This is a genomic window from Streptomyces sp. SAS_281, from assembly GCF_052542855.1.
This window is the reverse complement of the sequence record NZ_JBMNDO010000031.1, coordinates 19,681-43,936: the sequence shown is the minus strand read 5'-3', so window position 1 is coordinate 43,936 and position 24,256 is coordinate 19,681. Positions and strand designations below refer to the sequence as shown.

The window sequence follows — 24,256 nt, the reverse complement described above, 5'->3', positions numbered from 1 at the left end:
CCGGATGGGAGACTTGAGGAGTGGTCAGGGAGCCGCGGATCCAGGCGCCCCGGCCCGTGCGAGATCTCAAAGGTCCGTCGCAGAAGGGGGATTGGGTCAGTGAAGGGCGATCGAGTCGAGATAGTGGTGGACGCCGGGGACAGCACCCGGACCTACGAGGTGGTGGCCTCCCGGGCCGGCCGCCGGGTGGAGACCGCGGTCCGCCGGGGCGTGGTCGAAGTGAGTGAAGTCACCCGGAACGGGTCCGTGGTGCGCACGGCCCGCTTCATGGCGACCAGGGTCCTCGCCCTGGTCGAACAGCCGGTGCCCAGGGAGGACGCCTCCGAGCACCCCCTCCGGGAAGACCCCAACCCCGCGTAGCCCGGTCTCCACCCAGGGGAGTACGCCGACCGGGCACGGCTCATCCTCCGGGAGGCCCGGGATTCGGTACGCGGGCATGACGCCGCCCGCCCCCCGAATCCCTAATGTTGAGTCCAAGCGGCGGGCGTCGCACTCGTCCCCCGAGGTCAAACGCCCGCCGCTCCACATCAGGTCAGGAGAGGAACCATGGCTGACACGGCAGCACGGACGGTGGTCCGCACGCGGACACGCGGCTCGTACGCCGCGTCCGGCCGTCGCCACCCGCTGGTGGCGACCGTCATGGTCCTTCCCCTGGCGGCCCTGCTCGTCGTCGTCTTCGGCGGCTGGGAAGCAGTGGTCACACAGGCGTCGTCCGTGGGCGTGATGCTGGGGCGCTGAGCGGCGCCCCGGGTCCGGAAGAGCGGTCCGGACCGGGACATCCGGCCAACAACCCCGTGGGGACGGGGGTGCGGCGGACGGCAGCGTTTGTCCGGTCAGCTGGGGAGCTGACCGGACATCGCGCTGTCCGGGGCCGGACACGGCCTGCCGCCACCCCGTCCGCGTACGCTCTGCCGGGGCGTGACCGCCACCGCCCGTCCGTACCACCGGGGGAGACCGTGACCGCCGCACTCGTCCGCGCGCTGGGGGACCTCGCCCACCGTGCGGCCCACCCGGCAGGCTGCGGGCCCCGCCCCTGCCCGCCCCCCGCCGTGCTCGCCGACCGCGACGACGGGATCGTCGTCCGCAGCGGCCCCGTCGTCGCCAAGGCCCACGCCGCCGACACGGATACGGCCGCTCTGGCCGCGCGGCTGCGGCTGGCGGCCGGCCCCGGCCTGGACGGCATCCTGCTGGCCCCCCTGCCCGGAGCCCACGGCGCCCATCTCACCGAGCTGCACGGCCGCCCCGTCACCCTCTGGCCCCTCGGCGAGCCCGTCGACCCCGGCGATCCCGACGCGGCTCCCTGGGAAGAGGCCGGGACGCTCCTGGCCCGGCTGCACCGCACCGACGCCCCCGCCGCCGGACTCCCCGCCATGCGCGGCCCGGTCAAGGCGGCGCTCGCCGTCGACCGGATGCGCACCGCCCGCCCCGCCGACCCGGCCGTGGAGCCGGTGCTCACCGCCTGGCGGGGGCTGCCGGGCTGGGCGCGGGGCGAGGAGGGGGCCGGGAAGCGGGCGGCCTCTCCGGCGGGCCGGGGAACGCACCTCTGCCACGGAGACCTCCACCTGGGCCAGCTCGTACGCCACCCCGCCCCGCACGGCCGCTGGCTCCTCATCGACGTGGACGACGCGGGCCTCGGCGATCCGGCCTGGGACCTCGCGCGCCCGGCCGCCTGGTACGCGGCCGGGCTGCTCCCGCCGGACGTCTGGCTCCGCTTCCTGGACGCCTACCGGGCGGGAGGGGGCCCCGCCGTACCCGCCGACGGCGACCCGTGGCCCGCCCTGGACGTGCCGGCCCGCGCGCTGACCGTGCAGACCGCCGCGCTCGCCTGGGCCAAGTCGGCGGCGGAGGGCCGGGATCCGGATGAGGTGGAACAGGTGATGATCGACGCATGTGCCCGAATCGCCTCGCTCCCGCCCGAGTTGGCGGCCGAACGCACGTCGTAGGGTGAACCGACCGTCGGCGGGCATGCATTCCGGCGACGGCGAACCGACGGCGAGGAGTGAGCCCGAACATGCAGTGTCCCAAGTGCCACGCACAGATGCACACGTACAACCGCAACGGCATCCAGATCGAGCAGTGCAGTGGCTGCCGGGGGATATTCCTGGACTACGGCGAGCTGGAGACGCTGACCCGCGTCGAGTCCCAGTGGACGCAGCAGGCCCCGCCGCCGGCCGCCCCGCCGCAGGCGTACCCCTCCGCCCCCGCGCCCGCCTGGGGCGCCCCGCATCACGGCGGCCACCACGGTCACTACCGGCAGAAGAGCTTCGGCCGCATGCTCTTCTCCTCCTGACCGTGCCCGGCGGGCCCCGGCATCCGTGCCGGCGGCCCGCCCGCACGCGGGCACGACGAAGCCCCGGTCGCCGAGACGACCGGGGCTTCGTGACAGTGCGCGATACTGGGATTGAACCAGTGACCTCTTCCGTGTCAGGGAAGCGCTCTCCCGCTGAGCTAATCGCGCAGGTGAACCTGCGTGTACTGCGTGCGCGATACTGGGATTGAACCAGTGACCTCTTCCGTGTCAGGGAAGCGCTCTCCCGCTGAGCTAATCGCGCGGGTGATCCTTACGGACCGACGATCCTTGCGGATCAGTGGACGATACTGGGATTGAACCAGTGACCTCTTCCGTGTCAGGGAAGCGCTCTCCCGCTGAGCTAATCGTCCTTGGAGGTGGAGACGGGATTTGAACCCGTGTAGACGGCTTTGCAGGCCGTTGCCTCGCCTCTCGGCCACTCCACCAGGGGCGGGAGTCCGGGAAGAATCCCCCGCCATCTGCGAGCGGACGACCAGGTTCGAACTGGCGACCTCAACCTTGGCAAGGTTGCGCTCTACCAACTGAGCTACGTCCGCTTGTCTTTCCCGGCCCGCTTGCGCGTCCCGGCGACGTGTTGAACTCTAGCGGATTCCGGGGCCAGTACAAAAACGCGTTTGTGCAGCGTGCTGAGGTGCGCTCGCCCCGGCGCGGGTCACCGTGCGCCGCCCTACACTCGCGGACGTGCACGACCTCGCTCCCATGGCCCGCTTCGGCGGCCTCGTCGCCTCCGGTCTGCGGGATGTGACCAGTGATCCCGCAGCCCTCGACTCGTCCGGCTTCTGGGCCGTCTGCGCGGGCTTCGAATCCTCCCTGACCTGCGCCCGCTTCGACACCGTGCGGCCCGCCCCTGTGCCCGCCCCGGTCCCCGGCGCCTGGCGCGGCCCCGCCGTCGGCGACTGGACCTCCTCGCTCGACCGCGAGGCCTACACGGAAGGCGTACGACGCATCCGCGCGTACATCGCGGCCGGCGAGGTCTACCAGGCCAACCTCTGCCGCGTGCTGACCGCGCCCCTGCCCGGCCCGGGCCCGGCCGACGTGGACGCCCTCACCGCGCTGCTGGCGCGCGGCAACCCGGCCCCGTACGCAGGAACGATTCGGCTCCCCGCGCACGGCGTCGAGATCGCCACCGCGTCCCCCGAACTCTTCCTGCGCAGGGACGGCCGCACGGTCGAGTCCGGGCCCATCAAGGGCACCGGCCGCACCGAGGCCGACCTGCTGGAGAAGGACCACGCCGAGAACGTGATGATCGTGGACCTGGTCCGCAACGACCTGGGCCGGGTCTGCGCCACCGGATCGGTCGGCGTCCCCGGCCTCTGCGCCGTCGAGAAGCACCCCGGCCTCGTCCACCTCGTCTCCACCGTGCGGGGCCGCCTCGCCGACGGCGCCGGCTGGCCCGCGATCCTCGCCGCCGCCTTCCCGCCCGGCTCGGTCACCGGCGCCCCCAAGTCCAGCGCGCTGCGGATCATCGGCGAACTGGAGACCGCCCCGCGCGGCCCGTACTGCGGGGGCATCGGCTGGGTGGACGCCGACCGGAGGACCGCCTCGCTCGCCGTCGGCATCAGAACCTTCTGGACCGACCGCACAGGGCCCGCGCCCCTCCTCCGCTTCGGCACCGGCGCCGGCATCACCTGGGGCTCCGATCCGGAACGCGAGTGGGACGAGACCGAACTGAAGGCGTCCAGGCTGCTCGCTGTAGCGTCGGGCGCATACGAAGCGACCGGAAGGACCGCACCATGAGGATCTGGGTCAACGGCGAGCTGCACCCCGCCGACGACGCCCGGGTGTCCGTGCTCGACCACGGGCTCACCGTCGGCGACGGCGTCTTCGAGACGCTCCGGGTCTCCCAGGGCCGCCCCTTCGCTCTCACCCGCCATCTCGACCGCCTGACCCGCTCCGCACAGGGACTCGGCCTGCCCGCCCCCGACCTGGACGAGGTGCGCCGCGCCTGCGCCGCCGTCGTCGAGGCCAACCCGGTCGGGCTGGGCCGGCTGCGGATCACGTACACCGGCGGCATCTCGCCCCTCGGCTCCGACCGGGGCGACGCGGGCCCCGGTCTCGTCGTCGCCCTCGGCGAAGTGACGCGCCGCCCCGACAGCACGGCCGTCGTCACCGTGCCCTGGACCCGCAACGAGCGCTCCGCGCTCACCGGCCTCAAGACCACCTCGTACGCGGAGAACGTCGTCGCCCTCGCCCGCGCCCACGAGCAGGGCGCCTCCGAGGCGCTGTTCGCCAACACCGCCGACCGGCTCTGCGAGGGCACCGGGTCCAACGTCTTCGTCGTCCTGGACGGGCGGCTCCACACCCCGCCCGTCGCCTCGGGCTGCCTGGCCGGCATCACCCGGGCGCTCGCGGTGGAGTGGACCGGGGCGCAGGAGACCGATCTCCCGTTCGACGTCCTGGACCGGGCCGAGGAGGTCTTCCTGACCTCCACCCTCCGTGACGTGCAGGCAGTCCACCGGATCGACGGCCGGGAGCTGCCGGGCGCGCCGGGACCGGTGACCGCCAAGGCGATGCGGATCTTCGAAGAGCGCGCGGCCGGCGACCTCGACCCGTGACCGGCAACCGGCCCGTCCGCGTAAATACAGGTGACGGGCCCCCGCGCAGGGGATAGAAAGCACCTGATGACGACGACACTCCGGCCGGCCGGGCCGATCCAGTCAGGCGCCGGCGGCGCACAGCGGCGCGCGTACGACGTGTGCGACAACGGGCGCCCCATCGGCTCCGTGGCACTGGCCGTCGAGCCGGGCACGGCCGGCTCGACGGGCCTGATCAGAGCCCTGCGGATCGACGAGGCCGTCCGCAGGCGCGGCCGGGGCACCATCGCCGCGCTGGCCTCCGAGGAGATCCTGCGCGGCTGGGGCTGCGTCCAGGTGTGTACGGAGGTGGCCGCCGGGGACACCGCGGGGCAGCGGCTGGCCGCCGCCCTCGGCTACACCGAGCGGAGCCGCAACATGGTCAAGACGCTGCCGGAGGAGCCTCCGGCCCTCCCCGACGGGCTCACCGCATCCCCGATGACTCCCGAGGAGTTCGCCGCCTGGGCGCACGACGCGATCGCCGGCTACACGGAGAGCCTGGTGGACCGGGGCGTCCCGCGCGAGGAGGCGCCGGCCGCGGCCCGTGCCTCCCACGCCCGCCACCTGCCGGACGGCCTCGCCACCGAGGGCGCGCGGCTGGAGTACCTGCGCCACGAGGGAGAGACGGTCGGCCACGTCTGGGAGTCGCCGTTCGAGATGCATCCCGGCATGCGCGTCGGCTACGTGTTCGACGTGGAGGTGGCGGAGCGGTACCGGGGGCGCGGTTACGGGCGGGCCCTGATGCTCCAGGCCGAGCGGATCGCCCTGGCGGCGGGCGAGACGTGGATCGGCCTGCACGTCGTCACGGCCAACACCCCGGCCCTCCGGCTGTACGAATCGCTCGGTTACGAGCCGACCCGGTACAACCTGGTCAAGGCGCTGTAGCTCCCGCTCCTCAGCCCTGCTCGGCCAGGAGCCGGTCGGTGATCTCCTCGATCCGCTCGCGCAGCCCGTCCTGGCTCCTGCCGCCGTCCAGGCGTTCCCCGCCGATCACGTACGTCGGCGTGCCGGTCACCCCGATCGCCTTGCCCTCGGCCTGGTCGGCGTCCACGATCAGCATGTGCCGGCCGTCGATGAGCGCGGTGTCGAACTCCTCCGCGTCCAGACCCAGCTCCCGGGCCACCTCGACCAGCAGTTCCTCGCCCCGGTCCCCGAGATCGCCGGTCCGCGCGAGCACGGCCTCGATGTACGGCCAGCCGCTGCCCTGGGCCACGGCCTCCTCGGCGGCCTGCGCGGCGGCGTGGGCGTGCTTGTGCTTCTCCAGGGGGAAGTGCCGCAGCCGGATCTCCAGCCGGTCCCCGTACCGGGCCCGCAGGGCGTGCACATCGGTGAGGGCGTGGTGGCAGTCGGGGCACTGGAGCTCGCACCAGACGTCGAGGACGACCGGCGCTGCGGGGGTGGAATCGCTCATGGGGCCAGTCTCGCAGGGCGGGCGGCCCGGTCTCATCCCGGCACCGCCGGTACGGCACCTGGGAAGGAGCCCGGCCCCTGAGATGTCCCTGATACGGGCCCGGGGCATGGCCGCCCGCCCGGTGGCCGGTGCAGGATGGAAGGGACGTATCCCCTGCGCCAGGAGGCACCGATGCTTGCCGAGACCATGTGTTCCGCGGTGTCCGCGGCGGGCCTGGGCATCGCGGCCGTCACCGCGTACCGCAAGCGGTTCCTCACCGCGACGAGGATCGCCGCCTACTCGCTGGTGCCGGTCGGCCTGGTGCTGACGGGGGTCGTGAAGTGGGTGTCGGACGTCGCCTTCAAACCGAGCGTCTGGCTGGGCTTCGGCCTGCTGGGGGTGGCCTGGCTGCTCTTCATGATCACGCGCGCGGTGGAACGCCGGGGCGGCGGCGGTCGCAAGGAACGCCGGGCGGCCGCCCGGGCCGCCCGGGGCGAGGCCGTGGAACCGGCCGCGTCCGCCCCCTCGCTCGGCGCGGGCTCCCCGGCGGGCGGCGCGAGCTCGCGCGCCAAGCCCGCGAAGCAGGGCAGGCAGTCGGCCCCGGCCGGAGCCGGCGAGGACTTCAGCGACATCGAGGCCATCCTGAAGAAGCACGGCATCTGACACCGGAGGCGTCCGGACCCGCGGGCCCCGCCGCACCATGCGGCGGGCCCCGCCCCGTCTCACCAGGTGAATCGTTTCGCCCGGGATTCCTTGACCCTGCCCGGCGGTCCCGCATAGCGTCCCGCTGGGCTGCGAACGTATGCGTTCAGGCCCTATGACACCGGGGGCGGGACACGTGGACCGTGCGGCGCACGCCGCCCCCTTCCGCGTGCCCGAGACGGAGAAGCGATGGCCCTGTTCGACCTGCCCCTGGACCAGCTGCGGGGCTACCGGCCCGACCCCGACGAGCCGGAGGACTTCGACGCCTTCTGGCAGCTCACCCTGGACGAGGCCGCCGCCCACCCGCTGGACGCCGAGTTCGCGCCCTACGACGGTGCGCTGACCGCGGTCGACTCGTACGACGTGTCGTTCGCCGGCTGGGGCGGGCACCGGATACGCGCCTGGCTGAACGTCCCCGCGGGCGCCGATGGCCCCCTGCCGACCGTCGTGCACTACCTCGGCTACAGCGGCGGGCGCGGGCTGCCCCACGACCACCTGGTGTGGCCGTCGGCCGGCTGGGCCGCGCTGATCGTGGACACCCGGGGCCAGGGCGCGGTCAACCACCACTCGGCGGGCGCCACCCCGGACCCGTACGGCGCCGCCAACCCGCAGGCGCCCGGCTTCATGACCAACGGCATCCTCGACCCGGAGACGTACTACTACCGCCGGGTCTTCACCGACGCGGTGCGGGCCGTCGAGGTCGCCCGCAGCCACCCGTCCGTCGACCCGGCCCGCATCGTCGTGAACGGCGCCAGCCAGGGCGGCGGCATCACGCAGGCCGTGGCGGCCCTCAGCCCGGATGTGAAGGCCGCGTTCGTGGACGTGCCGTTCCTGACCCATTTCCGGCGGGCCGTCGAGATCACCGACGAGGACCCGTACCAGGAGATCGTCCGGTTCCTCGCCACCCGGCACGGCGCGGACGCCCAGGTGTTCCGCACCCTGTCGTACTTCGACGGCGTCAGCTTCGCCGCACGCGCGACCGTGCCCGCGCTGTACTCGGTCGCCCTGATGGACGCGATCTGCCCGCCCTCCACGGTCTTCGCCGCCTACAACCGCTGGGCCGGACCCAAGGAGATCGAGATCTACCCCTGGAACGGCCACGAGGGCGGCACCGGCGTCCACCGCCAGGCGCAGCTGCGGATGCTGCGCGAGCTGCACTGAGCCGACGCGGTGCGGGGCGGGGGCGGCAACCCGAAAACGTAAGGGAAAATCGGACGCCGGAGCGATTACGGACGCCCCCGTGAGGGGTGAACTCCCGCCCGGGAGGGGCATGTTGGTAACGAGCACTCCCGGGACTGCGTCATGATCGTCCCGAAATGGTGGACACCTCCCGGGGCGACGCCCCCGCACCCCCTGGCGAAGAGCCGCGCGGCTGCCTCTTCGCGCTTTCCCAGCCCCCTCTGATGATCTTCCTCACGGTCGTCGGCAGCCTGCTGCTGATGGCCGCGTTGCACGATCTCTTCCTGCTGTGAGCGGTCAGCCGGCCGCTTCCCGGCGGCGAGCCCGGTACGCGGCCACGTGCAGGCGGTTACCGCAGGTGCGGCTGGAGCAGTAGCGGCGGGAGCGGTTGCGCGAGAGGTCCACGAAGGCATGCCGGCAGTCCGGCGCCTCGCACCGCCGCAGCCGCTCCGTCTCGCCCGCCACGATGATGAAGGCGAGGGCCATGCCGCAGTCGGCCGCCAGGTGGTCGGCGATCGAGGCGTCCGGCGAGAAGTAGTGCACATGCCAGTCGTAGCCGTCGTGGGCGGTGAGCTGCGGAGTGGTGCCCGCCGCGGCCACCAGGGCGTTCACCAGCCCGGCGGCGGTGCGCGCGTCCTCGGCGGCGAAGACCTCGGCGAACCGGGCGCGCACCTCGTGCACCGCCCGCAGGTCCCGCTGGTCGAGCACACCGATTCCGCTCACCCGGTGGCGTACGGCGAACGCGTGGAGTGCCGCGACGTCGGCGAGTCCGTCGGCCGGCGCGGCACCCCCCTCCGGCTCGCTCTCCGGCGCGGTGTTCACCAGATCGACCACCAGGTCGAGGGCGCTCCGGGTGTCGTGGGGGATCAGCACGCTTTCGCTCCCTGGCCTCCGGCGGACGGGCGCCCGCCGATGCCGGACGACTCTACTGGCTCGGGCAGGGCGCGGACCGGCGCCGGTCACCGCGGTGGATCCGCGGTCACCGGCGCCGGTGTCAGCCGTATGAGGTTGTCCGCGCGACGCCGTCTCCCCGAGTCGGACGGCGTCGTGCAGCTCTCGGCCTGGCTCAGCTCTCGGCCAGGATGTGTGAGAGCTCCGTATCGAGGTCGAAGTGACGGTGTTCGGTGCCCGGTGGAACCGCGGCGTCGGTCCGCTTCAGGAACGACTCCAGGGCCCGTGCCGGGGCCTCGAGCAGTGCTTCGCCCTCTGGGGAGCTCAGCGCGATGCAGACGACGCCCTGGCCGTGACTACGGGATGGCCAGACACGTACGTCTCCGGTGCCGGTGGGCCGGTGCAGCCCTTCGGCAAGGAGGTCGCGGGCGAAAACCCACTCGACCGTCTCCTCCGCTCCGGTGTGGAAGGTGGCGTGCACGGCATAGGGATCGGCCGTGTCATACCGCAGGCCCGCGGGTACAGGCAGTGAGGACTCGCTCGACACAACGAGGCGCAGGTGCAGCTCGCAGCTGACCGTGGTGTTCATAAGCGCCAGGGCCTTTCGCTCAGTGTGCGCTCGGGGATTCGCACGTCGGCGAAATCGACATGCCACCTACGGTGGCGTTGTAAACCCCTCTGACCGTTTTGAGATGCTTCGGGTAGCTCGTACAGCGGTGTGTAACTTTGCGTCATGCGGCCATTCCAGTGACACGAGGCAGTCCGGTAAGTTGGGCCCATGAACGCGGAGAGTGACGAGCGGGAGGGTGTCGCGGCAGCGAGGACACCGGCTCCCGCCGCGGGGGAAGCGCCTCGCGATGCGACGGGGGACGTCATACCGGGAGTGGCCAAGGAGGAGCCGGCGCTCGGTTCCAGAGCGCCCGGCTTCATCAAGGCGTCCAGGGCACTGCACCTCAGCTGGCAGGTCGGCGTCTTCGTCGTCGGCCTGGCCGTCGTGGTGGCCGGCATCATCATGCTGCCGCTGCCGGGCCCCGGCTGGCTGGTGATCTTCGGCGGCATGGCGATCTGGGCGACCGAGTTCGTCTGGGCCCAGCTGGTGCTGCGCTGGACCCGGCGCAAGGTCACCGAGGCCGCCCAGCGGGCGCTCGACCCCAAGGTCCGCCGGCGCAACATCATCCTCACGGCGACCGGACTCGTGATCATCGCGGTGCTCGTCGGGATCTACGTGTGGAAGTTCGGGATCGTCATGCCCTGGAAGATCCACGAGTGACCCCGGAGCGCTCCCCTAGGTGGTCACGGGGCGCCGCTGACATGGGGTAATGTTTGCGGTGCGCCCGGGCGATTAGCTCAGTGGGAGAGCGCTTCGTTCACACCGAAGAGGTCACTGGTTCGAACCCAGTATCGCCCACCCGGACCGACGGCCCGGAAGCTCCAAGAGCTTCCGGGCCGTCGGCGTTCCCGCCCGCGCCTCACCGCATCCGCCCCAGCGCCTCCTTCAGCCGCCGGGCGTCCCGCAGCCGCTTCTCGTACGTCGCCCCCACCGCCAGCAGCAGTACCCCGGCCAGCGCCGGCGCCACCCACCGCGGCAGCGCCCCCGCCACCTGCACCACGTACGGCGCCAGCTCGTGCAGCGCGTCCAGCGCCAGCACCGCGCCGCCCAGCGCCAGCAGCGCCTGGAGCCGCAGCCGCGCCCCCACCAGCGTGACCCCCAGGGCCGCCACCCCCAGCAGCAGCGGGCGCGTCCAGTCGGGGTCCGTCCAGGCCGCGCCCAGCGACGGCACCAGCGTCACGGCGAGCCCCGCCCCGTACGCCGCCCACGACGAGGCCGACGGATCGCGGCGCCGCCGCAGCACCCCGACCACCAGCGCCGGCACCGTCACCGGCAGGGTGTACGCCTCCGGCGCCGACACCCCCGACACCGCGAGCCGCACCCACGCCGCCGCCACGAACAGCACCGTCGCCAGGTACCCCGCGAACGGACGCCGATCCGGGCGCAGCGCCGTCCCCGCCGCGAGCACCCCGCACAGCGCCAGCACCAGCGCCAGGAACCGCGCGTCCCCCACCGCCATGGCGACCGCCACCACGCCCGCCGCCGCACCGGTCACCTCGACCGGCACCGCCACCGGGCGGCCCTTCAGCCGGGCCCCCAGCAACGCCGTCACCGCCGGCACCGCGAGCACCGGCACAGCCGCCTCGTACACCGCGAGCCCCAGCGAAGCCCCCAGCGCCGCCATCGGCACCACGGCGCACACCACGGCCGCACAGGCCGCCGCCGACACCACCACCGGCGAGGCCCCCCGCTGCCGGTCCAGGGCCACCGCGAGTGCCACGAACACCACCACGAGCAGACCGAACGCCGTGTACGTGGCCGCCTCGGTCGCCAGCGAGAGCAGCGCCGCGCCCACCGCACCGGCGACCCCGACCGCACCGGCGGTCACCGCCACACCACGCGCCCCGGCCCGCAGCCCGGCCACCGCCAGGCCGAACGCCGCCACGGCCAGGACCAGCTGTCCCGCCCGGGCCGCGGCGAAGGACAGGTCCAGCGCGGCCGGCAGCACCATGAGCCCCGCCCAGCCCAGCGCCACCGCCGCCGAACCCGCCGCACCCCGCCACGCGGGCCCGGGCACCAGTACGGGCCCGGCCCACCGGAGCAGGCCCTCCCGCCAGCGGAACGCGGCCCCGAGCGCCCCGGCCACCAGCAGCAGCACCACCGGGGCGGACACCATCGCCTCCCATGGCAGATCCGTCGCACCCACCGCGCCCCGGGCCCCGCCGCGCGGAGCGCCGGACCACACCGCGCCCAGCCGCGTCACCGGACCCGCCGCGACCACCGTCACCGGGGCCAGCGAGACCAGGACCGCGCCGGCCGCCACGACCGCCGACGCCCACGCGAGCCCCCGGGCCGCCGCGAGGCCCAGCGGAGCGCGTACGGAGCACAGCAGCGCCCCGGCGCACAGCAGGTACGCCGTCACGGGCCAGCCGTCCGGCACCGCAGCGGCGGGCACCCCGCCCACCGCCGCCACGGCCGCGAGACCGGCCACCACGCCGCCCGCCGTCGCGAACGCGACCGGAGCGCGGCGCGCCCCCGCCAGAGCCGCCGCAGCACCGGCCAGCAGCAGTGCCCCCGGCGCCACCGCACCGGCGGGTCCGGCCGCAGCCAGCGACTCCACCAGGGCCACCAGCAGCCCGGTCCCGCCCGTCGCACACAGGGCGACGCACGCCACGACCCGTACCGACGCCCGTCCGGCCCTGAGCGCCACCACGCCGTCCAGCGCGGCCGCCGGCAGCAGCGCCCCCGAGAACCACAGCGGCCCGCCGCCCGCCGCCCACACCCACAGCACCAGCGGCAGCTGCGCCGAGACGACCGCCAGCGGAAGCGGCAGCCGCAGCCTGCCCAGGAGCAGCCCGTAGGCCGCCCACAGCAGTGCGAGGACCGCTGCCGCCGTCCCCGCGTACGCGGCACCGTCCGCGTCCGGCACCGCCACCGCGTACACCGCGTACGCGTCGAGCACCATCAGCACCGACGCCACCGCCGCCAGCGCCTCGGCCGTCGCGCCCAGACCCCGGCGCAGCAGGACCGCCGGAGCGGCCAGCGCCCCGGCCGTCACCGCGGTCAGCACCGCGCTGCGCCCGCCGATGCCCAGGTCGCCCCAGCTGACCAGGGTGAACGCGAGGGCGGCGACAGCCAGCAGCAACCCGCCGAGGACCAGCAGCACGTTCTGCACGCTGCGCTCGGGGGCCGGACCCGCCGGCCCGAACCCTCCGGGGCCTGGACCCCAGGGCGCGACCGGGCCCCGGGGGGCGGGCCCGGTGGCTTGCAGCGCCCGCAGCAGCCAGGCGCGGCGGGTCAGCAGCTGGGCCCGGCGGGTGTCCAGCCAGGCCAGTTCACGATCGAGGAGCGCCAATTCCTCTGCGGGCGGCGGCACATGTTCCATGGACGCGAGTGTGCTGCGCGCCACGTGGCCGAACATGCGTCCGCGTACTCAGATGCCCGCCTGAGTACGCGCACCCCGGGGCGCATCATGGGGAAGTGAACTGGAACCACTACCGATTCGTCAGCGTATGGAAGCTTCAGGCGCCGCCCGACGCCGTGTACGCCGAACTCGAACGCGTCGAGGACTATCCGCGGTGGTGGCCGCAGGTTCGCGAGGTCACCCGGTCCGGGAGCGACACGGGCACCACCCGCATCCGCTCCCTGCTCCCGTACGACCTCGTCACGACCGTGCGCGAACGGCGCCACGATCCGGTGCACGGCGTCCTCGAAGCCGCGCTCGGCGGCGATCTCGACGGCTGGGTCCGCTGGACGGTCGCGCCCCACGGCCGCGGCACCCGCGTCGTGTACGAGCAGGAGGTCGAGGTGCGCCGGACGCTGCTGCGGGTCCTCGCGCTGCCCTGCCGGCCGGTGTTCCGCGCCAACCACGCCCTGATGATGCGGGCCGGGCGGCGCGGGCTCGCGGCCCGGCTGGAAGCGGTTTGAACCACGGCCTCCCCGCCCTGTATGGTTCAACCCGTTCCCGGGCGATTAGCTCAGTGGGAGAGCGCTTCGTTCACACCGAAGAGGTCACTGGTTCGAACCCAGTATCGCCCACCCCGGAGAGGCCGGTCCGTCAGCACCACCGACGGACCGGCCTCTGTGTGTCCGGACGCCGACCGCTCATGCCGCCGTGCGCAGCTCCGGACGCAGCGGCCAGGACGGGTCCACCGTCTCCGGGGTCCCGCTCCGCGCGAACCACGCCTGGAGCCCCCGCGCCTGCGCGGCGTGCCACACCGCCTGGAGCGTGTGCAGCTCCGCCGGGCTCAGCCGCTCGAGGCGGGCGGAGAAGCGGCGCCCCACCGCCCGCACCAGCTCCAGCGAGGCCGCCGCGTCCGCCGCCGCGTCGTGTGCCCCGTCCAGCAGCACCCCGTACAGCTCGCACAGGTCCGTGAGTGTGCGCCGGCCCTTGCGGTAGCGGTCCAGGTGCTTGTCCAGCACCCGGGGGTCGAGCACACACAGCGGCGAACCCTCCAGGTACGCGCCCAGCGATGACGCCCGGTGCCGCTTCAACTCCCGGTCCAGCAGGGTCAGATCGAACGGTGCGTTCATCACGACGAGCGGCCGCCCCGCCGCGCGCTGCTCGGCCAGCGCCCGCGCCATCTCCTCCACCGCGGGCGCCGGCCAGCGTCCGTTGCGCTGGAGGTGGTCGTCGGTCAGCCCGTGGATCTCCGTCGCCCCCGGAGGCACCGGAACCCCCGGATTCACCAGCCAGCGGGTGACGCGCACCGGGCCGTCCGCCCGGTCCTGGACCACCAGGGCGGCCGAGACGATCCGGTCCTCCTCGACGTCCACACCCGTCGTCTCCGTGTCGAAAGCGGCCAGCGGCCCTTCGTACCAATGAGTCATCCCCGAACTCCTCGCGCACGCACGGCAGATGGCGGGATTCCTCCGCCCGGTTCGGTGATACCCGCACCCTTTGCCTGATACGCCGTTTGCGCACGGTCCCGTGCGGTGACAACAGAAGTACCGGCAGCGGAAGTTGACCGCCCGGCACCCCTCATCCCCATCGGTACGGCCCGGAAGGCTTACGGAGCCATGGCGCTCGCGCAGCCCGACCCGAGCGGGCTGCTGCCCCAGCGGACCGGACCGCTGCGCGGCGGACTCGCCACCACCGCCTGCATGGAGACCCTCCAGGTGGGCTATCTCCACGCCGTCGCCGCGGCGGCGGGCTGCTCGCTGTCGCAGCCCTTTCCCGACAACGGCATCGACTGGCACGTCAGCCACGGTTCCGCCGGCCATCTCGTGGACGACGAGGTGACCATCAAGGTCCAGCTGAAGTGCACCTACCAGATACCGCCCCGGCCGCCCGGCCCGTCCTTCGCCTTCACGCTGGACAACGCCCACCTGGTGAAGCTCGCCCGGACGCCCGTGTCGGTGCACAAGATCCTGGTCGTGATGCTCGTGCCCCGCAGCCAGGACGACTGGCTGCGGGCCGGCCCCGACAGCCTCGACCTGCGGCACTGCTGTTACTGGACCAACCTGGCCGGCCACCCCGTGACCGGCCGCCACCGGACCACCGTGCGGCTCCTGACCTCGCGCGTCTTCGACGACCGGGCGCTCTGCGAGATCATGACCCGCGTCGGGGCGGGAGGGAGACCCTGATGCACGAGCCCGTACGCCTCCACGGCGAGGCCGCCCCGCACTCCTGGGGCCTGCCCGACCCTGCCCGTGTCGACCCCGGCGTCCTCGGCACCCTGCTCGCCCGGCACGGCTGGCAGCGGCGCGGGGGAGAGGGCGGCCCGTACAGCCGCTGGACCCCGCCCGGCGGCACCACCAGCCTCCTCGTGCCCCGCACCAGGACCTTTCCCGACAGCGAGGACCTGCTCGGCGAGGCCCTGACCGCGCTCGCCCGCAGCGCCGCCCCCTCCGCCCGCGAGATCCTGGTCGCCCTCACCGTCCCCAGCGACGAGATCCGCTGGCGCCGCGAGGTCCCCGAACCGGCCGCCGGGACCGCCGACTGGCTCGGCGCGGAACAGCTTCACAGCGCCGCCCGCCAGATCCTGCTGGCCGGTGCGCTCGCAGTCCGGGGTCCGGCCGGCTACCACGGCGCCCGCCGCCGCAGCCGCGCCCTTGCCGCCCTCGGCCCCGTGCTCACCGGCCCCGGACCCGGTGGCCGGTCGCTGACCGCCTTCGTCCCCGTCGATCCGGGCCGCCCCGTCGCCGTCCGGCTCCACCACGCCCTGCACGCCACCCGCGAGGCGGTGGACTACCAACGGGCCACCGGCGGCATGGAAGCCTTCGACAACGCCGTCGCGGCGGGCGTCAGCAGGGAGCTGACCGAGGCGGTCGTCGCCCTCGTCCGGGGCTCGGAGGGCGCCGCGATCGCGCTGGACTGGGCGCCTGCCGCCGGAACCCCCGCCGGCTGCCCCGCCCTCCCCGAACCCGTCGAGTTCTCCCCGGGTGACCTGCCCGCGCTGCGCCGGGCCGGGGCCCGCTACCTGCGCGACGAGCCCGCCGTCACCGTACGGATCACCGGGGCCGTCGTCCGGCTGCGCCGCTCGGGGCCGCGCGGGGCGGGGATCGTACGCCTGCGGGTACTGGCCGGGGCCGAGGTGCCGCACGTCCGGATCGAGCTGGACGAGGAGGCGTACCGGATCGCGGGCCAGGCCCATCTGGTCGGGCTGCCGGTCCGGGTGGAGGGCCGGCTGGAGAGCCGGGGCGGCTTCCGGCGGCTGACCGGGGCGTCGCAGGTCGTCCCCGTTCAGGTGGACGACGAGGAACGGGACCGGCTGATGAAGTCGCTCCAGGAGAACGTGGACTTCTTCGAGGAGGCGTGCGCGGGGGAGTAGGGCCTTTCGCAATGGGGGCCCTCGGCTCGGTACGATTCCTGTTGCGCGCGCGACAGGAATGCGGGCGCAACCCCCTGAGTCAGGAGAGACCGGTGTCAGACGTCCGTGTGACCATCCAACGCGATTCCGAGCGGGAAGAGCGCGTGGTGACGACGGGCACTACGGCGGCCGAGCTCTTCCCCGGCGAGCGCACCGTCGTCGCGGCCCGCGTCGGCGGCGAGCTGAAGGACCTCGCGTACGAGCTCAAGGACGGCGAGACCGTCGAGCCCGTGGAGATCTCCTCCGAGGACGGCCTCAACATCCTGCGCCACTCCACCGCGCACGTCATGGCCCAGGCTGTGCAGGAGCTGCACCCCGAGGCCAAGCTCGGCATCGGCCCGCCGGTCAAGGACGGCTTCTACTACGACTTCGACGTCGAGAAGCCGTTCACGCCCGAGGACCTCAAGGCCATCGAGAAGCGGATGCAGGAGATCCAGAAGCGGGGCCAGAAGTTCTCCCGCCGGGTCGTGACGGACGAGGCCGCCCGCGAGGAGCTGGCCGACGAGCCGTACAAGCTGGAGCTCATCGGCATCAAGGGCTCCGCCTCCTCGGACGACGGCGCGGACGTCGAGGTGGGCGGCGGCGAGCTGACCATCTACGACAACCTCGACCCGAAGACCGGCGAGCTGTGCTGGAAGGACCTCTGCCGGGGCCCGCACCTGCCGACCACCCGGTTCATCCCGGCCTTCAAGCTGATGCGGAACGCTGCCGCGTACTGGCGGGGCAGCGAGCGCAATCCGATGCTCCAGCGCATCTACGGCACCGCCTGGCCCACCAAGGACGAGCTCAAGGCGCACTTGGAGTTCCTGGAGGAGGCCGCCAAGCGCGACCACCGCAAGCTCGGCAACGAGCTGGACCTCTTCTCCTTCCCGGACGAGATCGGCCCCGGCCTCGCCGTCTTCCACCCCAAGGGCGGCGTCATCCGCCGGGCCATGGAGGACTACTCGCGCCGCCGGCACGAGGAGGAGGGCTACGAGTTCGTCTACTCGCCGCACGCCACCAAGGGCAAGCTCTTCGAGAAGTCCGGCCACCTGGACTGGTACGCCGACGGCATGTACCCGCCCATGCAGCTCGACGACGGGGTGGACTACTACCTCAAGCCGATGAACTGCCCGATGCACAACCTGATCTTCGACGCGCGCGGCCGCTCGTACCGTGAACTGCCCCTGCGTCTCTTCGAGTTCGGCACGGTGTACCGGTACGAGAAGTCGGGCGTCGTGCACGGCCTGACCCGCTCGCGCGGCTTCACGCAGGACGACGCGCACATCTACTGCACCCGTGAGCAGATGGCGGAGGAGCTGGACCGCACGCTCACCTTCGTCCTCAACCTGCTCCGCGACTACGGGCTCACCGACTTCTACCTGGAGCTGTCCACCAAGGACCCGGAGAAGTTCGTCGGGTCGGACGAGACCTGGGAAGAGGCCACCGAGACGCTGCGCCAGGTCGCCGAGAAGCAGGGTCTGCCCCTGGTCCCGGACCCGGGCGGGGCCGCGTTCTACGGCCCGAAGATCTCGGTGCAGGCGCGGGACGCCATCGGGCGGACCTGGCAGATGTCGACCATCCAGCTCGACTTCAACCTGCCGGAGCGGTTCGACCTGGAGTACACCGGACCGGACGGCTCCAAGCAGCGCCCGGTCATGATCCACCGCGCGCTGTTCGGCTCCATCGAGCGCTTCTTCGCGGTGCTCCTGGAGCACTACGCGGGTGCGTTCCCGGTCTGGCTGGCCCCGGTCCAGGCGGTCGGCATCCCGATCGGCGACACCCACATCCCGTACCTCCAGGAGTTCGCGGCGGAGGCCCGGAAGAAGGGGCTGCGCGTCGACGTGGACGCGTCGTCGGACCGGATGCAGAAGAAGATCCGCAACCACCAGCGCGCCAAGGTGCCGTTCATGATCATCGTCGGTGACGACGACATGAACGCGGGCACGGTGTCGTTCCGGTACCGCGACGGGTCGCAGGAGAACGGCATCGCCCGTGACGAAGCGATCGCCAAGCTCGTTGACGTGGTGGAGCGTCGCGTGCAGGTGTGACGCGGATCCCCGCGCGATCACCGCAAGCTCGGCAACGAGCTTGACCACTCCCCGCGCAAGCGGGGCTGGGCCCCCGGCCGAGCTACCCGCTCGCCGGGGGCTCCTCCTCGTCCTGCCTCCGGAACACCTGGATCAGCCACGACGAGAAGGCGCCCGTCACCGCTCCCAGCAGCGCCAGGCCGCACGCCATCAGGCCCGCCGCGATGGTCCGGCCCGTCGCCGTCACCGGTACGGCATCCCCGTACCCCACCGTCGTCAGCGTCTCGCACGCCCACCAGACCGCGTCCCCGAACGTGCGGATCGAGGCGTCCGGGGCGTCGTGCTCCCAGTGGTAGACGCTGAGGGCCGCCGAGAAACCGAGGAGCACGGCGGTCATCCCGGCGTACGAGATCACCCGCGCGTACAGGCCGAGGCGCGGGCGGGCGCGCTTCTCCTGGACGGCCGTGTAGACCTGCACCATGCGCAGCGGGCGCAGCAGCGGCAGCACCAGGACGAGGGTGTCGAGCCAGCGGACGCGGACGAAGCGGAGGCCGAGGCCGCTGAGCCTGAGGCGTACCGCGTAGTCGAGGACGAAGAGCAGCCAGGTCGCGCCGACGAGGGCGAGCGAGAGGTCGTGCCAGGGCTCGGCGTCGTACGGGGCGAGGACGCGGGACGCGTAGCCGGCGAGGAAGACCAGGGAAGCGGCGAGAAGCGGAACCTCGGTGCGCCGCTCCCAGCGGGTCAGAGCGGGAGGGGGCTGGTCCGGGGTGCGCACGCTCATCGGCCCAGCATCGCGGTGCGTGGCGGGGATCGGCCCCGGCGACACGCTCCGCACAGGTGAAGCAATATGCTGGCCGGCATGACGAGTGAGCCGGAGCAGCAGATCGGAGTGGGGACGCCCGACGCGTTCCAGCGCCTGTGGACGCCCCACCGGATGGCGTACATCCAGGGCGAGAACAAGCCGACCGGCCCGGAGGCGGGGGACGGCTGTCCGTTCTGCGGGATTCCGGAGAAGTCGGACGAGGACGGGCTCGTCGTCGCGCGCGGTGCGAAGGTGTACGCCGTGCTGAATCTGTACCCGTACAACGGCGGGCACCTGATGGTGGTGCCGTACCGGCATGTCGCGGACTACACGGAGCTCGACGGTCCCGAGACGGCGGAGCTGGCCGATTTCACGAAGCGGGCGATGACCGCGCTGCGGGCGGCCTCGGGTGCGCACGGCTTCAACATCGGGATGAACCAGGGTGCGGTGGCGGGTGCGGGCATCGCCGCGCACCTGCACCAGCACCTGGTGCCCCGGTGGGGTGGCGACGCCAACTTCATGCCGGTGGTGGGGCACACCAGGGTGCTGCCGCAGCTGCTGGCGGACACACGGAAGATGCTGGCGGACGCCTGGCCGGCCGCCTGATTCCTCTGCTGCTCGCCGTGCGGGGCGTTCCGGGTCTTCCGGGGCGCCCCGCACGCGTACCCGGCCGGTTATGCGTCGTAGAGGTCGGCCTTGCCGGGGGCGGGGGCCTGGACCAGGCCACTCAGGACCGACGAGCGGCCCGCGAAGCGCTCGGTGTCCACGCCGTGCTCCTCCAGGACCTTGATGGCGGCGTTGTGGACGACGCGCAGGACGGGGGTGGCGGCGCGCATGGCGTCGTCGGCCATGAAGCGGTGGCGCCAGGGCTTCTCGGCCCAGGCATGGCGGAGGCCGAAGGGCTCGGGCAGGGCGATCTTGCCGCCGAGGTAGTCCAGGAGCGGCGGATACCAGGTGAACGGGGCGCGCAGGGCGAGACGGGTCACCTCGTGGGCGTCGACCAGGGCGAGGGTGATGTCGCGGGTCTCCCAGAACCGGACGGTCTTGTTGACGGTCCGGGTCTTCGCGGCGGGCTTGCTGGTGAAGAGGGAGTGCACGGGGCCCAGGGCGTGCCCGGTGACCTCGATGCGCAGGGTCTCGTAGAGGACGGTGACGGTGATCATCATGGTGATGACGAGCTGGCCGTCCCAGAGGGTGAACTGGACGCCGAGGTAGTGGCGGTTGCCGCCGCCGAACTGCTGGTGGTTGCAGATCCGCTGTATCTCGTGGGGCTTGATCTGGTAGGTGGCGACGTCCTCGCCCTGAGGGCGGGTGACGCTGTCCGCGTTCTCCCCGATGGGAGTGACGATCCAGTGGTTGACGGAGGGGGTGGGGAATCCGCCGGTGTTCAGCGGGCCCCGTTCCAGCAGTTTGAGCTGGTCGTGGATGACGCGGATGACGTCCCAGCTGCGGAACTGGTGGATCTCCTTGCCGGGCTCCTTGGCGACGAGGTCCTCGGCGAGCTGCCAGCTGCCCCAGCGGGTGCCCATGCCGAGGATGCCCTTGGGGCCGGCGTAGAAGACGGAGTTGGACTGCTGCTCGGCGGAGAGCTTCTCCAGGCCCTGGCGCAGGGCCTCGCGGGCGGTCTCGTTGGGATTCTTCGGGACCGTCTCGGGGATCTTGGCGGTGACGCCGCCGCCGGAGAGCAGCCCCTCCCAGCGGGCGCGCATGTCCTGGGCGGACCTTTCGGCGATCCGCTTGGCGAAGTACCAGCCGATGACCGGGGCGACGAACATCGCGCGCAGGTAGAGGCCGAGGAGCCCGGTGAGGGGGAGCCGGATCATCAGGAAGACGATGCCGATGCCGACCAGGGGCAGCAGGCTGTTGCCGAGGGTGGTGAGGAGCCGGTCCTTGGTCTTGGCGAAGCCGTCGCGCAGCCGGAAGACGATGACCCACAGCAGCATGCCCGGCAGGAACAGGAAGCCGAACAGCACGGTGACGGCGGTGAGCCGGGTGTCGCGTGCCTTGCGCAGGCTGTTCGCGGAGAGGCAGTGCTCGACCACGGTCTGCGGGTCGGTGCCGAAGGACTGGATGAGGTCCTTGCGGGCGCCGCCGAGCATGCGCTCCTGGACGGCGCGGGCGAACGCCTCGCCGAGATTGGGCTTGAAGTAGTCGGACTTGAGGAAGCCGGAACGGCCGGTCTTCACCTCGGACTTGTGCCACTCGCTGTTGGCTTTGAGGATGTCCTCCACCGGGCTGTCGCGGTACGCGGCGGAGGCGAGGGCGTTGGTCGCCACCGCCGCGCCTCCCGAACCCTGGAGCGGAATCTGCGCTCCGGGTGAGAAATCGAATCCGTTGCTGGCCACTGTCGCCCCCACTCGCCACCGAGGAACCGCTCCTGCGGCTGTTTCCCAACTGCCGTGCCCGGCACACTTTCTGAGCTGGGGTCTCAGCGTATCGTCCGGATACGTCCGCCGTCCGGCCCTGTGGACAACGTTCGGGGAAGCGGGCGCTTTCGCGTCATCCCTGCCGGGCGTGGACGCGGTCGGCGAGCTGTGCGGGCATCGGCTCGTGGCGGGCGTACGCGCGGTCGAAGCGGCCGGTGCCGTGGGTCAGGGCGCGCAGGTCCACCGCGTACCGGTCGATCTCCAGTTCGGGTACGTCGGCGCGGACGAGGGTGCGTCCGGAGCCGGACTGCTCGGTGCCGGTGACCCGGCCCCGGCGGCCCGAGAGGTCGCTCATGACCGGGCCGACGTAGTCGTCGGGCACCAGGACGCCGACCTCGGCGACGGGTTCCAGGAACTGGACGTGGGCATCGGCGGCGGCCTCGCGCAGGGCCAGGGCGCCGGCGGTCTGGAAGGCGGCGTCGGAGGAGTCCACGGAGTGCGCCTTGCCGTCCCGCAGGATCACCCGCACGTCCACGAGGGGGTGGCCCGCGGCGACACCCCGGGCGGCCTGGGCGCGGACGCCCTTCTCGACGGACGCGATGAACGGGCGGGGCACGGCGCCGCCGACGACCCGGTCCACGAATTCGACGCCGGAGCCGGCGGGCAGCGGTTCGACGTCGATCTCGCAGACCGCGTACTGGCCGTGGCCGCCGGACTGCTTGACGTGGCGGCCGCGCCCGGTGGCGGGTCCGGCGAAGGTCTCGCGGAGGGCGACGCGGTGCGGGACGGCGTCGACCTGGACGCCGTAGTGGTCGCGCAGCCGGTCCAGGGCGACGTCCAGGTGGGCTTCGCCCAGGCACCACAGGACGAGCTGTCCGGTGTCCGGGTTCTGTTCGAGGCGGATGGCCGGGTCCTCGGCGACCAGGCGGGCCAGGCTGTGGGAGAGCTTGTCCTCGTCGGCCTTGCTGTGGGCCCGGACCGCGAGCGGGAGCAGGGGGTCGGGGGTGGTCCAGGGTTCGAGGAGGAGGGGGTGGCCGGTGCCGGAGAGGGTGTCGCCGGTTCCGGCGGTCTCCAGCCGGGCGACGCAGGCCAGGTCACCGGCCACGCACGCGGCGAGGGGCCGCTGCTGTTTCCCGAAGGGTGAGGTGAGGGCGCCGACGCGGGTGCGGGCCTCGTGGTCGGGGCGGTCCTCGTGCGCGGGGGAGCCGAGCCCGTGGCCGTGGACGTGGACGGTGTCGTCGGGGCGCAGGGTGCCGTTGAAGACGCGGACGAGGGAGAGCCGGCCGACGTAGGGGTCGGAGGACGTCTTGACGACCTCGGCGACCAGGGGGCCCCCGGGGTCGCCGTCGAGGGCGGGGAGCGGGGAGCCGTCCGGAGTGGTGACGGCGGGCAGCGGATGTTCGCGCGGGGTAGGGAAGCCGCCGGCGATCAGGTCGAGGAGTTCGACGGTGCCGACGCCCTGGCGGGCGCCCTCGGCGGCGGGCGCGGCGGCGAGGACGGGGTGGAAGGAGCCGCGTGCCACGGCGCGTTCGAGGTCGGTGATCAGGGTGCCGGTGTCGATGGACTCGCCGCCGAGGTAGCGGTCCATCAGGGTCTCGTCCTCGCTCTCCGCGATGATGCCCTCGATGAGGCGGGCGCGTGCCTCGGCCAGGGGCGTCCGCTCGTCGCCGGACGGGGGGTGCTCGGCGCGCTCGCCGCCGGAGTAGTCGAAGACGCGCTCGGTGAGCAGGCCGGTGAGGCCGGTGAGCGGGGCGTGCCCGTCGGCTGCCTCGGGGCCGAGCACGGGCAGGTGGAGGGGGAGCACGGCGTCGGGGTCGTCGCCGCCGAAGAGCTCGCCGCAGACCCGGGTCATCGCGTCGAACGGGGTGCGGGCGGTGTCGAGGTGGGTGACCACGATGGCGCGGGGCATGGCGACGGCGGCGCACTCCTCCCACAGCGCGCGGGTGGTCGCGGCCACGGCCTCGGCCTCCTGGGCGGCCGAGACGACGAAGAGGGCCGCGTCCGCCGCCCGCAGCCCGGCCCTGACCTCACCGACGAAGTCGGCGTACCCGGGGGTGTCCAGCAGGTTGATCCGGTGGCCGTCCCAGTCCACGGGGACCAGGGAGAGCTGGACGGACCGGTTCTGGCGGTGCTCGATCTCCTCGTGGTCGGAGACGGTCGTGCCGTCCTCGACGCGGCCCGCCCGGCCCAGGGCGCCCGCGGTCTGCGCGAGCGCCTCGACCAGCGTGGTCTTGCCGGAGCCGCTGTGGCCGACCAGCGCCACGTTGCGCAGGGCGCGGGGGCGGCGGCCGGCCGCCGGTGTCCCTCCGGCGGCTCCGATGCGTGCGTGAGCCTTGTCGCCCATGGTGATGCCTCCCGTCGATGGCGCACGGGCACGCGCTCAGGGGCGGCGACGCCCGCGTATTCCGAGCTTGGCACCGCCCCGGGACCGCGTCCACACGTCGCGCGCGGGGGGCCGGGGTGCCCGGACGGTGACGGTCGCCGGGCGTGACTACGATGGGCCCGGAGGGTGCTGAAGGCCCTGGCCGGGCTCGCGGCGCCCGGCACGCACGTCTGCGGTGCTGCCGAAACGCCTTCATGGCTCCGCCATGGAGACGCTCCGGCGCCTTGCAGCCGCACGCACCGGCCACCGTTCCCCGACCGGCCAGGGCCTTCAGCAACCCTCCAGCCG

Annotated in this window: 24 protein-coding genes and 7 tRNA genes; 18 read left to right on the top strand and 13 right to left on the bottom strand. The window is 73.1% G+C overall.

Translation table 11 applies throughout. The annotated features are described in order from the left end of the window. The first annotated feature begins 99 nt into the window (after positions 1-99). The 4 genes from ACN6LM_RS14645 to ACN6LM_RS14630 all read left to right on the top strand — a co-directional run bounded on the left by ACN6LM_RS14645 (position 100) and on the right by ACN6LM_RS14630 (position 2,290). The gene (locus tag ACN6LM_RS14645) at positions 100-360 is read left to right on the top strand and encodes a hypothetical protein (protein WP_164404613.1); all 261 of its coding nucleotides are present in this window, start codon (positions 100-102) and stop codon (positions 358-360) included. 186 nt (positions 361-546) lie between these two features. Further along, positions 547-738 (top strand): hypothetical protein, encoded by a 192-nt coding sequence (locus ACN6LM_RS14640; protein WP_445065790.1) that lies wholly within the window; start codon positions 547-549, stop codon positions 736-738. 218 nt (positions 739-956) lie between these two features. Next, entirely contained in the window at positions 957-1,943 is a 987-nt protein-coding gene (locus ACN6LM_RS14635) for a phosphotransferase (RefSeq protein WP_445065789.1), read from the top strand. A 68-nt stretch (positions 1,944-2,011) separates the two neighbouring features. Continuing rightward, a complete protein-coding gene (locus ACN6LM_RS14630; RefSeq protein ID WP_445065788.1) occupies positions 2,012-2,290 on the top strand; it encodes a TFIIB-type zinc ribbon-containing protein in 279 nt (92 codons plus the stop codon). A 96-nt stretch (positions 2,291-2,386) separates the two neighbouring features. Here ACN6LM_RS14630 and ACN6LM_RS14625 read toward each other — a convergent pair. The 5 genes from ACN6LM_RS14625 to ACN6LM_RS14605 form a co-directional block, all read right to left on the bottom strand. Beyond that, positions 2,387-2,458, bottom strand: a tRNA-Val gene (locus tag ACN6LM_RS14625). A gap of 22 nt (positions 2,459-2,480) precedes the next feature. After that, positions 2,481-2,552 (bottom strand) — tRNA-Val (locus tag ACN6LM_RS14620). Positions 2,553-2,589: 37 nt separating this feature from the next. Next, a tRNA-Val gene (locus ACN6LM_RS14615) sits at positions 2,590-2,661 on the bottom strand. A gap of 1 nt (position 2,662) precedes the next feature. Next, positions 2,663-2,736, bottom strand: a tRNA-Cys gene (locus tag ACN6LM_RS14610). 38 nt (positions 2,737-2,774) lie between these two features. After that, positions 2,775-2,847, bottom strand: a tRNA-Gly gene (locus tag ACN6LM_RS14605). Positions 2,848-3,010: 163 nt separating this feature from the next. On the opposite strand from ACN6LM_RS14605, the gene ACN6LM_RS14600 reads away from it, so the two are divergent. The 3 genes from ACN6LM_RS14600 (at position 3,011) to ACN6LM_RS14590 (ending at position 5,769) form a co-directional block, all read left to right on the top strand. Beyond that, entirely contained in the window at positions 3,011-4,048 is a 1,038-nt protein-coding gene (locus tag ACN6LM_RS14600; RefSeq protein ID WP_445065817.1) for a chorismate-binding protein, read from the top strand. Next, positions 4,045-4,866: an aminotransferase class IV gene (locus ACN6LM_RS14595; protein ID WP_445065787.1), complete on the top strand. Its 822-nt coding sequence runs from the start codon at positions 4,045-4,047 to the stop codon at positions 4,864-4,866. Before ACN6LM_RS14600 ends, ACN6LM_RS14595 begins: the two co-directional genes overlap by 4 nt. 66 nt (positions 4,867-4,932) lie before the next feature. Next, complete coding sequence (locus ACN6LM_RS14590; protein WP_445065786.1) at positions 4,933-5,769, top strand: GNAT family N-acetyltransferase; 837 nt, start codon at positions 4,933-4,935, stop codon at positions 5,767-5,769. A gap of 10 nt (positions 5,770-5,779) precedes the next feature. Here the strand turns inward: ACN6LM_RS14590 and ACN6LM_RS14585 are convergent, their stop codons facing one another. Continuing rightward, positions 5,780-6,295 (bottom strand): DsbA family protein, encoded by a 516-nt coding sequence (locus ACN6LM_RS14585; RefSeq protein WP_445065785.1) that lies wholly within the window; start codon positions 6,293-6,295, stop codon positions 5,780-5,782. A gap of 171 nt (positions 6,296-6,466) precedes the next feature. Between ACN6LM_RS14585 and ACN6LM_RS14580 the strand changes: the two genes are divergently transcribed. The 3 genes from ACN6LM_RS14580 (at position 6,467) to ACN6LM_RS14570 (ending at position 8,448) form a co-directional block, all read left to right on the top strand. Further along, on the top strand, positions 6,467-6,937 hold the full coding sequence (locus ACN6LM_RS14580; protein ID WP_445065784.1) for a hypothetical protein: 471 nt from the start codon (positions 6,467-6,469) through the stop codon (positions 6,935-6,937). A gap of 228 nt (positions 6,938-7,165) precedes the next feature. Continuing rightward, complete coding sequence (locus tag ACN6LM_RS14575) at positions 7,166-8,137, top strand: acetylxylan esterase (RefSeq protein ID WP_445065783.1); 972 nt, start codon at positions 7,166-7,168, stop codon at positions 8,135-8,137. A 155-nt stretch (positions 8,138-8,292) separates the two neighbouring features. Then, a complete protein-coding gene (locus ACN6LM_RS14570) occupies positions 8,293-8,448 on the top strand; it encodes a hypothetical protein (RefSeq protein ID WP_018103853.1) in 156 nt (51 codons plus the stop codon). A 4-nt stretch (positions 8,449-8,452) separates the two neighbouring features. On the opposite strand, the gene ACN6LM_RS14565 is transcribed toward ACN6LM_RS14570, so the two are convergent. Then, positions 8,453-9,028, bottom strand: a complete 576-nt coding sequence (locus ACN6LM_RS14565) for a CGNR zinc finger domain-containing protein (RefSeq protein WP_445065782.1) — start codon at positions 9,026-9,028, stop codon at positions 8,453-8,455. 193 nt (positions 9,029-9,221) lie between these two features. Then, the gene (locus ACN6LM_RS14560) at positions 9,222-9,635 is read right to left on the bottom strand and encodes an SsgA family sporulation/cell division regulator (protein WP_003959770.1); all 414 of its coding nucleotides are present in this window, start codon (positions 9,633-9,635) and stop codon (positions 9,222-9,224) included. A gap of 189 nt (positions 9,636-9,824) precedes the next feature. Between ACN6LM_RS14560 and ACN6LM_RS14555 the strand changes: the two genes are divergently transcribed. Both ACN6LM_RS14555 and ACN6LM_RS14550 read left to right on the top strand, forming a co-directional pair. Continuing rightward, the gene (locus tag ACN6LM_RS14555) at positions 9,825-10,316 is read left to right on the top strand and encodes a TIGR02611 family protein (RefSeq protein ID WP_445065781.1); all 492 of its coding nucleotides are present in this window, start codon (positions 9,825-9,827) and stop codon (positions 10,314-10,316) included. A gap of 66 nt (positions 10,317-10,382) precedes the next feature. Continuing rightward, positions 10,383-10,454, top strand: a tRNA-Val gene (locus ACN6LM_RS14550). Positions 10,455-10,515: 61 nt separating this feature from the next. Here ACN6LM_RS14550 and ACN6LM_RS14545 read toward each other — a convergent pair. Continuing rightward, positions 10,516-12,981: an SCO7613 C-terminal domain-containing membrane protein gene (locus tag ACN6LM_RS14545; protein WP_445065780.1), complete on the bottom strand. Its 2,466-nt coding sequence runs from the start codon at positions 12,979-12,981 to the stop codon at positions 10,516-10,518. Between the two features lie 95 nt (positions 12,982-13,076). On the opposite strand from ACN6LM_RS14545, the gene ACN6LM_RS14540 reads away from it, so the two are divergent. Further along, positions 13,077-13,523, top strand: coding sequence for an SRPBCC family protein (locus ACN6LM_RS14540; RefSeq protein ID WP_445065779.1), 447 nt, complete (start codon positions 13,077-13,079; stop codon positions 13,521-13,523). Between the two features lie 39 nt (positions 13,524-13,562). Then, positions 13,563-13,634 (top strand) — tRNA-Val (locus ACN6LM_RS14535). A 66-nt stretch (positions 13,635-13,700) separates the two neighbouring features. Here the strand turns inward: ACN6LM_RS14535 and ACN6LM_RS14530 are convergent. Further along, positions 13,701-14,426 (bottom strand): 3'-5' exonuclease, encoded by a 726-nt coding sequence (locus ACN6LM_RS14530; RefSeq protein ID WP_445065778.1) that lies wholly within the window; start codon positions 14,424-14,426, stop codon positions 13,701-13,703. Between the two features lie 189 nt (positions 14,427-14,615). On the opposite strand from ACN6LM_RS14530, the gene ACN6LM_RS14525 reads away from it, so the two are divergent. The 3 genes from ACN6LM_RS14525 (at position 14,616) to thrS (ending at position 18,438) form a co-directional block, all read left to right on the top strand. Next, entirely contained in the window at positions 14,616-15,182 is a 567-nt protein-coding gene (locus tag ACN6LM_RS14525; RefSeq protein ID WP_445065777.1) for a DUF4365 domain-containing protein, read from the top strand. After that, positions 15,182-16,369 carry a hypothetical protein gene (locus tag ACN6LM_RS14520; protein ID WP_445065776.1) on the top strand — a complete coding sequence of 396 codons (1,188 nt, stop codon included), beginning with the start codon at positions 15,182-15,184 and terminating at the stop codon, positions 16,367-16,369. Before ACN6LM_RS14525 ends, ACN6LM_RS14520 begins: the two co-directional genes overlap by 1 nt. 92 nt (positions 16,370-16,461) lie before the next feature. Then, a complete protein-coding gene (gene thrS / locus ACN6LM_RS14515; protein ID WP_445065775.1) occupies positions 16,462-18,438 on the top strand; it encodes a threonine--tRNA ligase in 1,977 nt (658 codons plus the stop codon). 82 nt (positions 18,439-18,520) lie between these two features. Here the strand turns inward: thrS and ACN6LM_RS14510 are convergent, their stop codons facing one another. Continuing rightward, positions 18,521-19,198, bottom strand: coding sequence for a potassium channel family protein (locus tag ACN6LM_RS14510; protein ID WP_445065774.1), 678 nt, complete (start codon positions 19,196-19,198; stop codon positions 18,521-18,523). 66 nt (positions 19,199-19,264) lie between these two features. Here ACN6LM_RS14510 and ACN6LM_RS14505 point away from each other — a divergent pair, with 66 nt between their 5' ends. Beyond that, positions 19,265-19,825 (top strand): HIT family protein, encoded by a 561-nt coding sequence (locus ACN6LM_RS14505; RefSeq protein ID WP_365684176.1) that lies wholly within the window; start codon positions 19,265-19,267, stop codon positions 19,823-19,825. Positions 19,826-19,893: 68 nt separating this feature from the next. Here ACN6LM_RS14505 and ACN6LM_RS14500 read toward each other — a convergent pair whose 3' ends face one another. Together ACN6LM_RS14500 and ACN6LM_RS14495 are read right to left on the bottom strand one after the other, a co-directional pair. Continuing rightward, positions 19,894-21,564 carry a hypothetical protein gene (locus ACN6LM_RS14500; protein WP_445065773.1) on the bottom strand — a complete coding sequence of 557 codons (1,671 nt, stop codon included), beginning with the start codon at positions 21,562-21,564 and terminating at the stop codon, positions 19,894-19,896. Between the two features lie 154 nt (positions 21,565-21,718). Then, a complete protein-coding gene (locus tag ACN6LM_RS14495; RefSeq protein WP_445065772.1) occupies positions 21,719-23,929 on the bottom strand; it encodes an elongation factor G-like protein EF-G2 in 2,211 nt (736 codons plus the stop codon). Between the last annotated feature and the right edge of the window lie 327 nt (positions 23,930-24,256).

Coding starts and splice junctions, on each gene's coding strand:
- ACN6LM_RS14545 (WP_445065780.1), bottom strand. CDS start 12,981: ATGGAACATGTGCCGCCGCCCGCAGAGGAATTGGCGCTCCTCGATCGT.
- ACN6LM_RS14560 (WP_003959770.1), bottom strand. CDS start 9,635: ATGAACACCACGGTCAGCTGCGAGCTGCACCTGCGCCTCGTTGTGTCG.
- ACN6LM_RS14555 (WP_445065781.1), top strand. CDS start 9,825: ATGAACGCGGAGAGTGACGAGCGGGAGGGTGTCGCGGCAGCGAGGACA.
- ACN6LM_RS14640 (WP_445065790.1), top strand. CDS start 547: ATGGCTGACACGGCAGCACGGACGGTGGTCCGCACGCGGACACGCGGC.
- ACN6LM_RS14585 (WP_445065785.1), bottom strand. CDS start 6,295: ATGAGCGATTCCACCCCCGCAGCGCCGGTCGTCCTCGACGTCTGGTGC.
- ACN6LM_RS14530 (WP_445065778.1), bottom strand. CDS start 14,426: ATGACTCATTGGTACGAAGGGCCGCTGGCCGCTTTCGACACGGAGACG.
- ACN6LM_RS14630 (WP_445065788.1), top strand. CDS start 2,012: ATGCAGTGTCCCAAGTGCCACGCACAGATGCACACGTACAACCGCAAC.
- ACN6LM_RS14580 (WP_445065784.1), top strand. CDS start 6,467: ATGCTTGCCGAGACCATGTGTTCCGCGGTGTCCGCGGCGGGCCTGGGC.
- ACN6LM_RS14575 (WP_445065783.1), top strand. CDS start 7,166: ATGGCCCTGTTCGACCTGCCCCTGGACCAGCTGCGGGGCTACCGGCCC.
- ACN6LM_RS14495 (WP_445065772.1), bottom strand. CDS start 23,929: ATGGGCGACAAGGCTCACGCACGCATCGGAGCCGCCGGAGGGACACCG.
- ACN6LM_RS14590 (WP_445065786.1), top strand. CDS start 4,933: ATGACGACGACACTCCGGCCGGCCGGGCCGATCCAGTCAGGCGCCGGC.
- ACN6LM_RS14595 (WP_445065787.1), top strand. CDS start 4,045: ATGAGGATCTGGGTCAACGGCGAGCTGCACCCCGCCGACGACGCCCGG.
- ACN6LM_RS14570 (WP_018103853.1), top strand. CDS start 8,293: ATGGTGGACACCTCCCGGGGCGACGCCCCCGCACCCCCTGGCGAAGAG.
- ACN6LM_RS14510 (WP_445065774.1), bottom strand. CDS start 19,198: ATGAGCGTGCGCACCCCGGACCAGCCCCCTCCCGCTCTGACCCGCTGG.
- ACN6LM_RS14525 (WP_445065777.1), top strand. CDS start 14,616: ATGGCGCTCGCGCAGCCCGACCCGAGCGGGCTGCTGCCCCAGCGGACC.
- ACN6LM_RS14520 (WP_445065776.1), top strand. CDS start 15,182: ATGCACGAGCCCGTACGCCTCCACGGCGAGGCCGCCCCGCACTCCTGG.
- ACN6LM_RS14600 (WP_445065817.1), top strand. CDS start 3,011: ATGGCCCGCTTCGGCGGCCTCGTCGCCTCCGGTCTGCGGGATGTGACC.
- ACN6LM_RS14505 (WP_365684176.1), top strand. CDS start 19,265: ATGCTGGCCGGCATGACGAGTGAGCCGGAGCAGCAGATCGGAGTGGGG.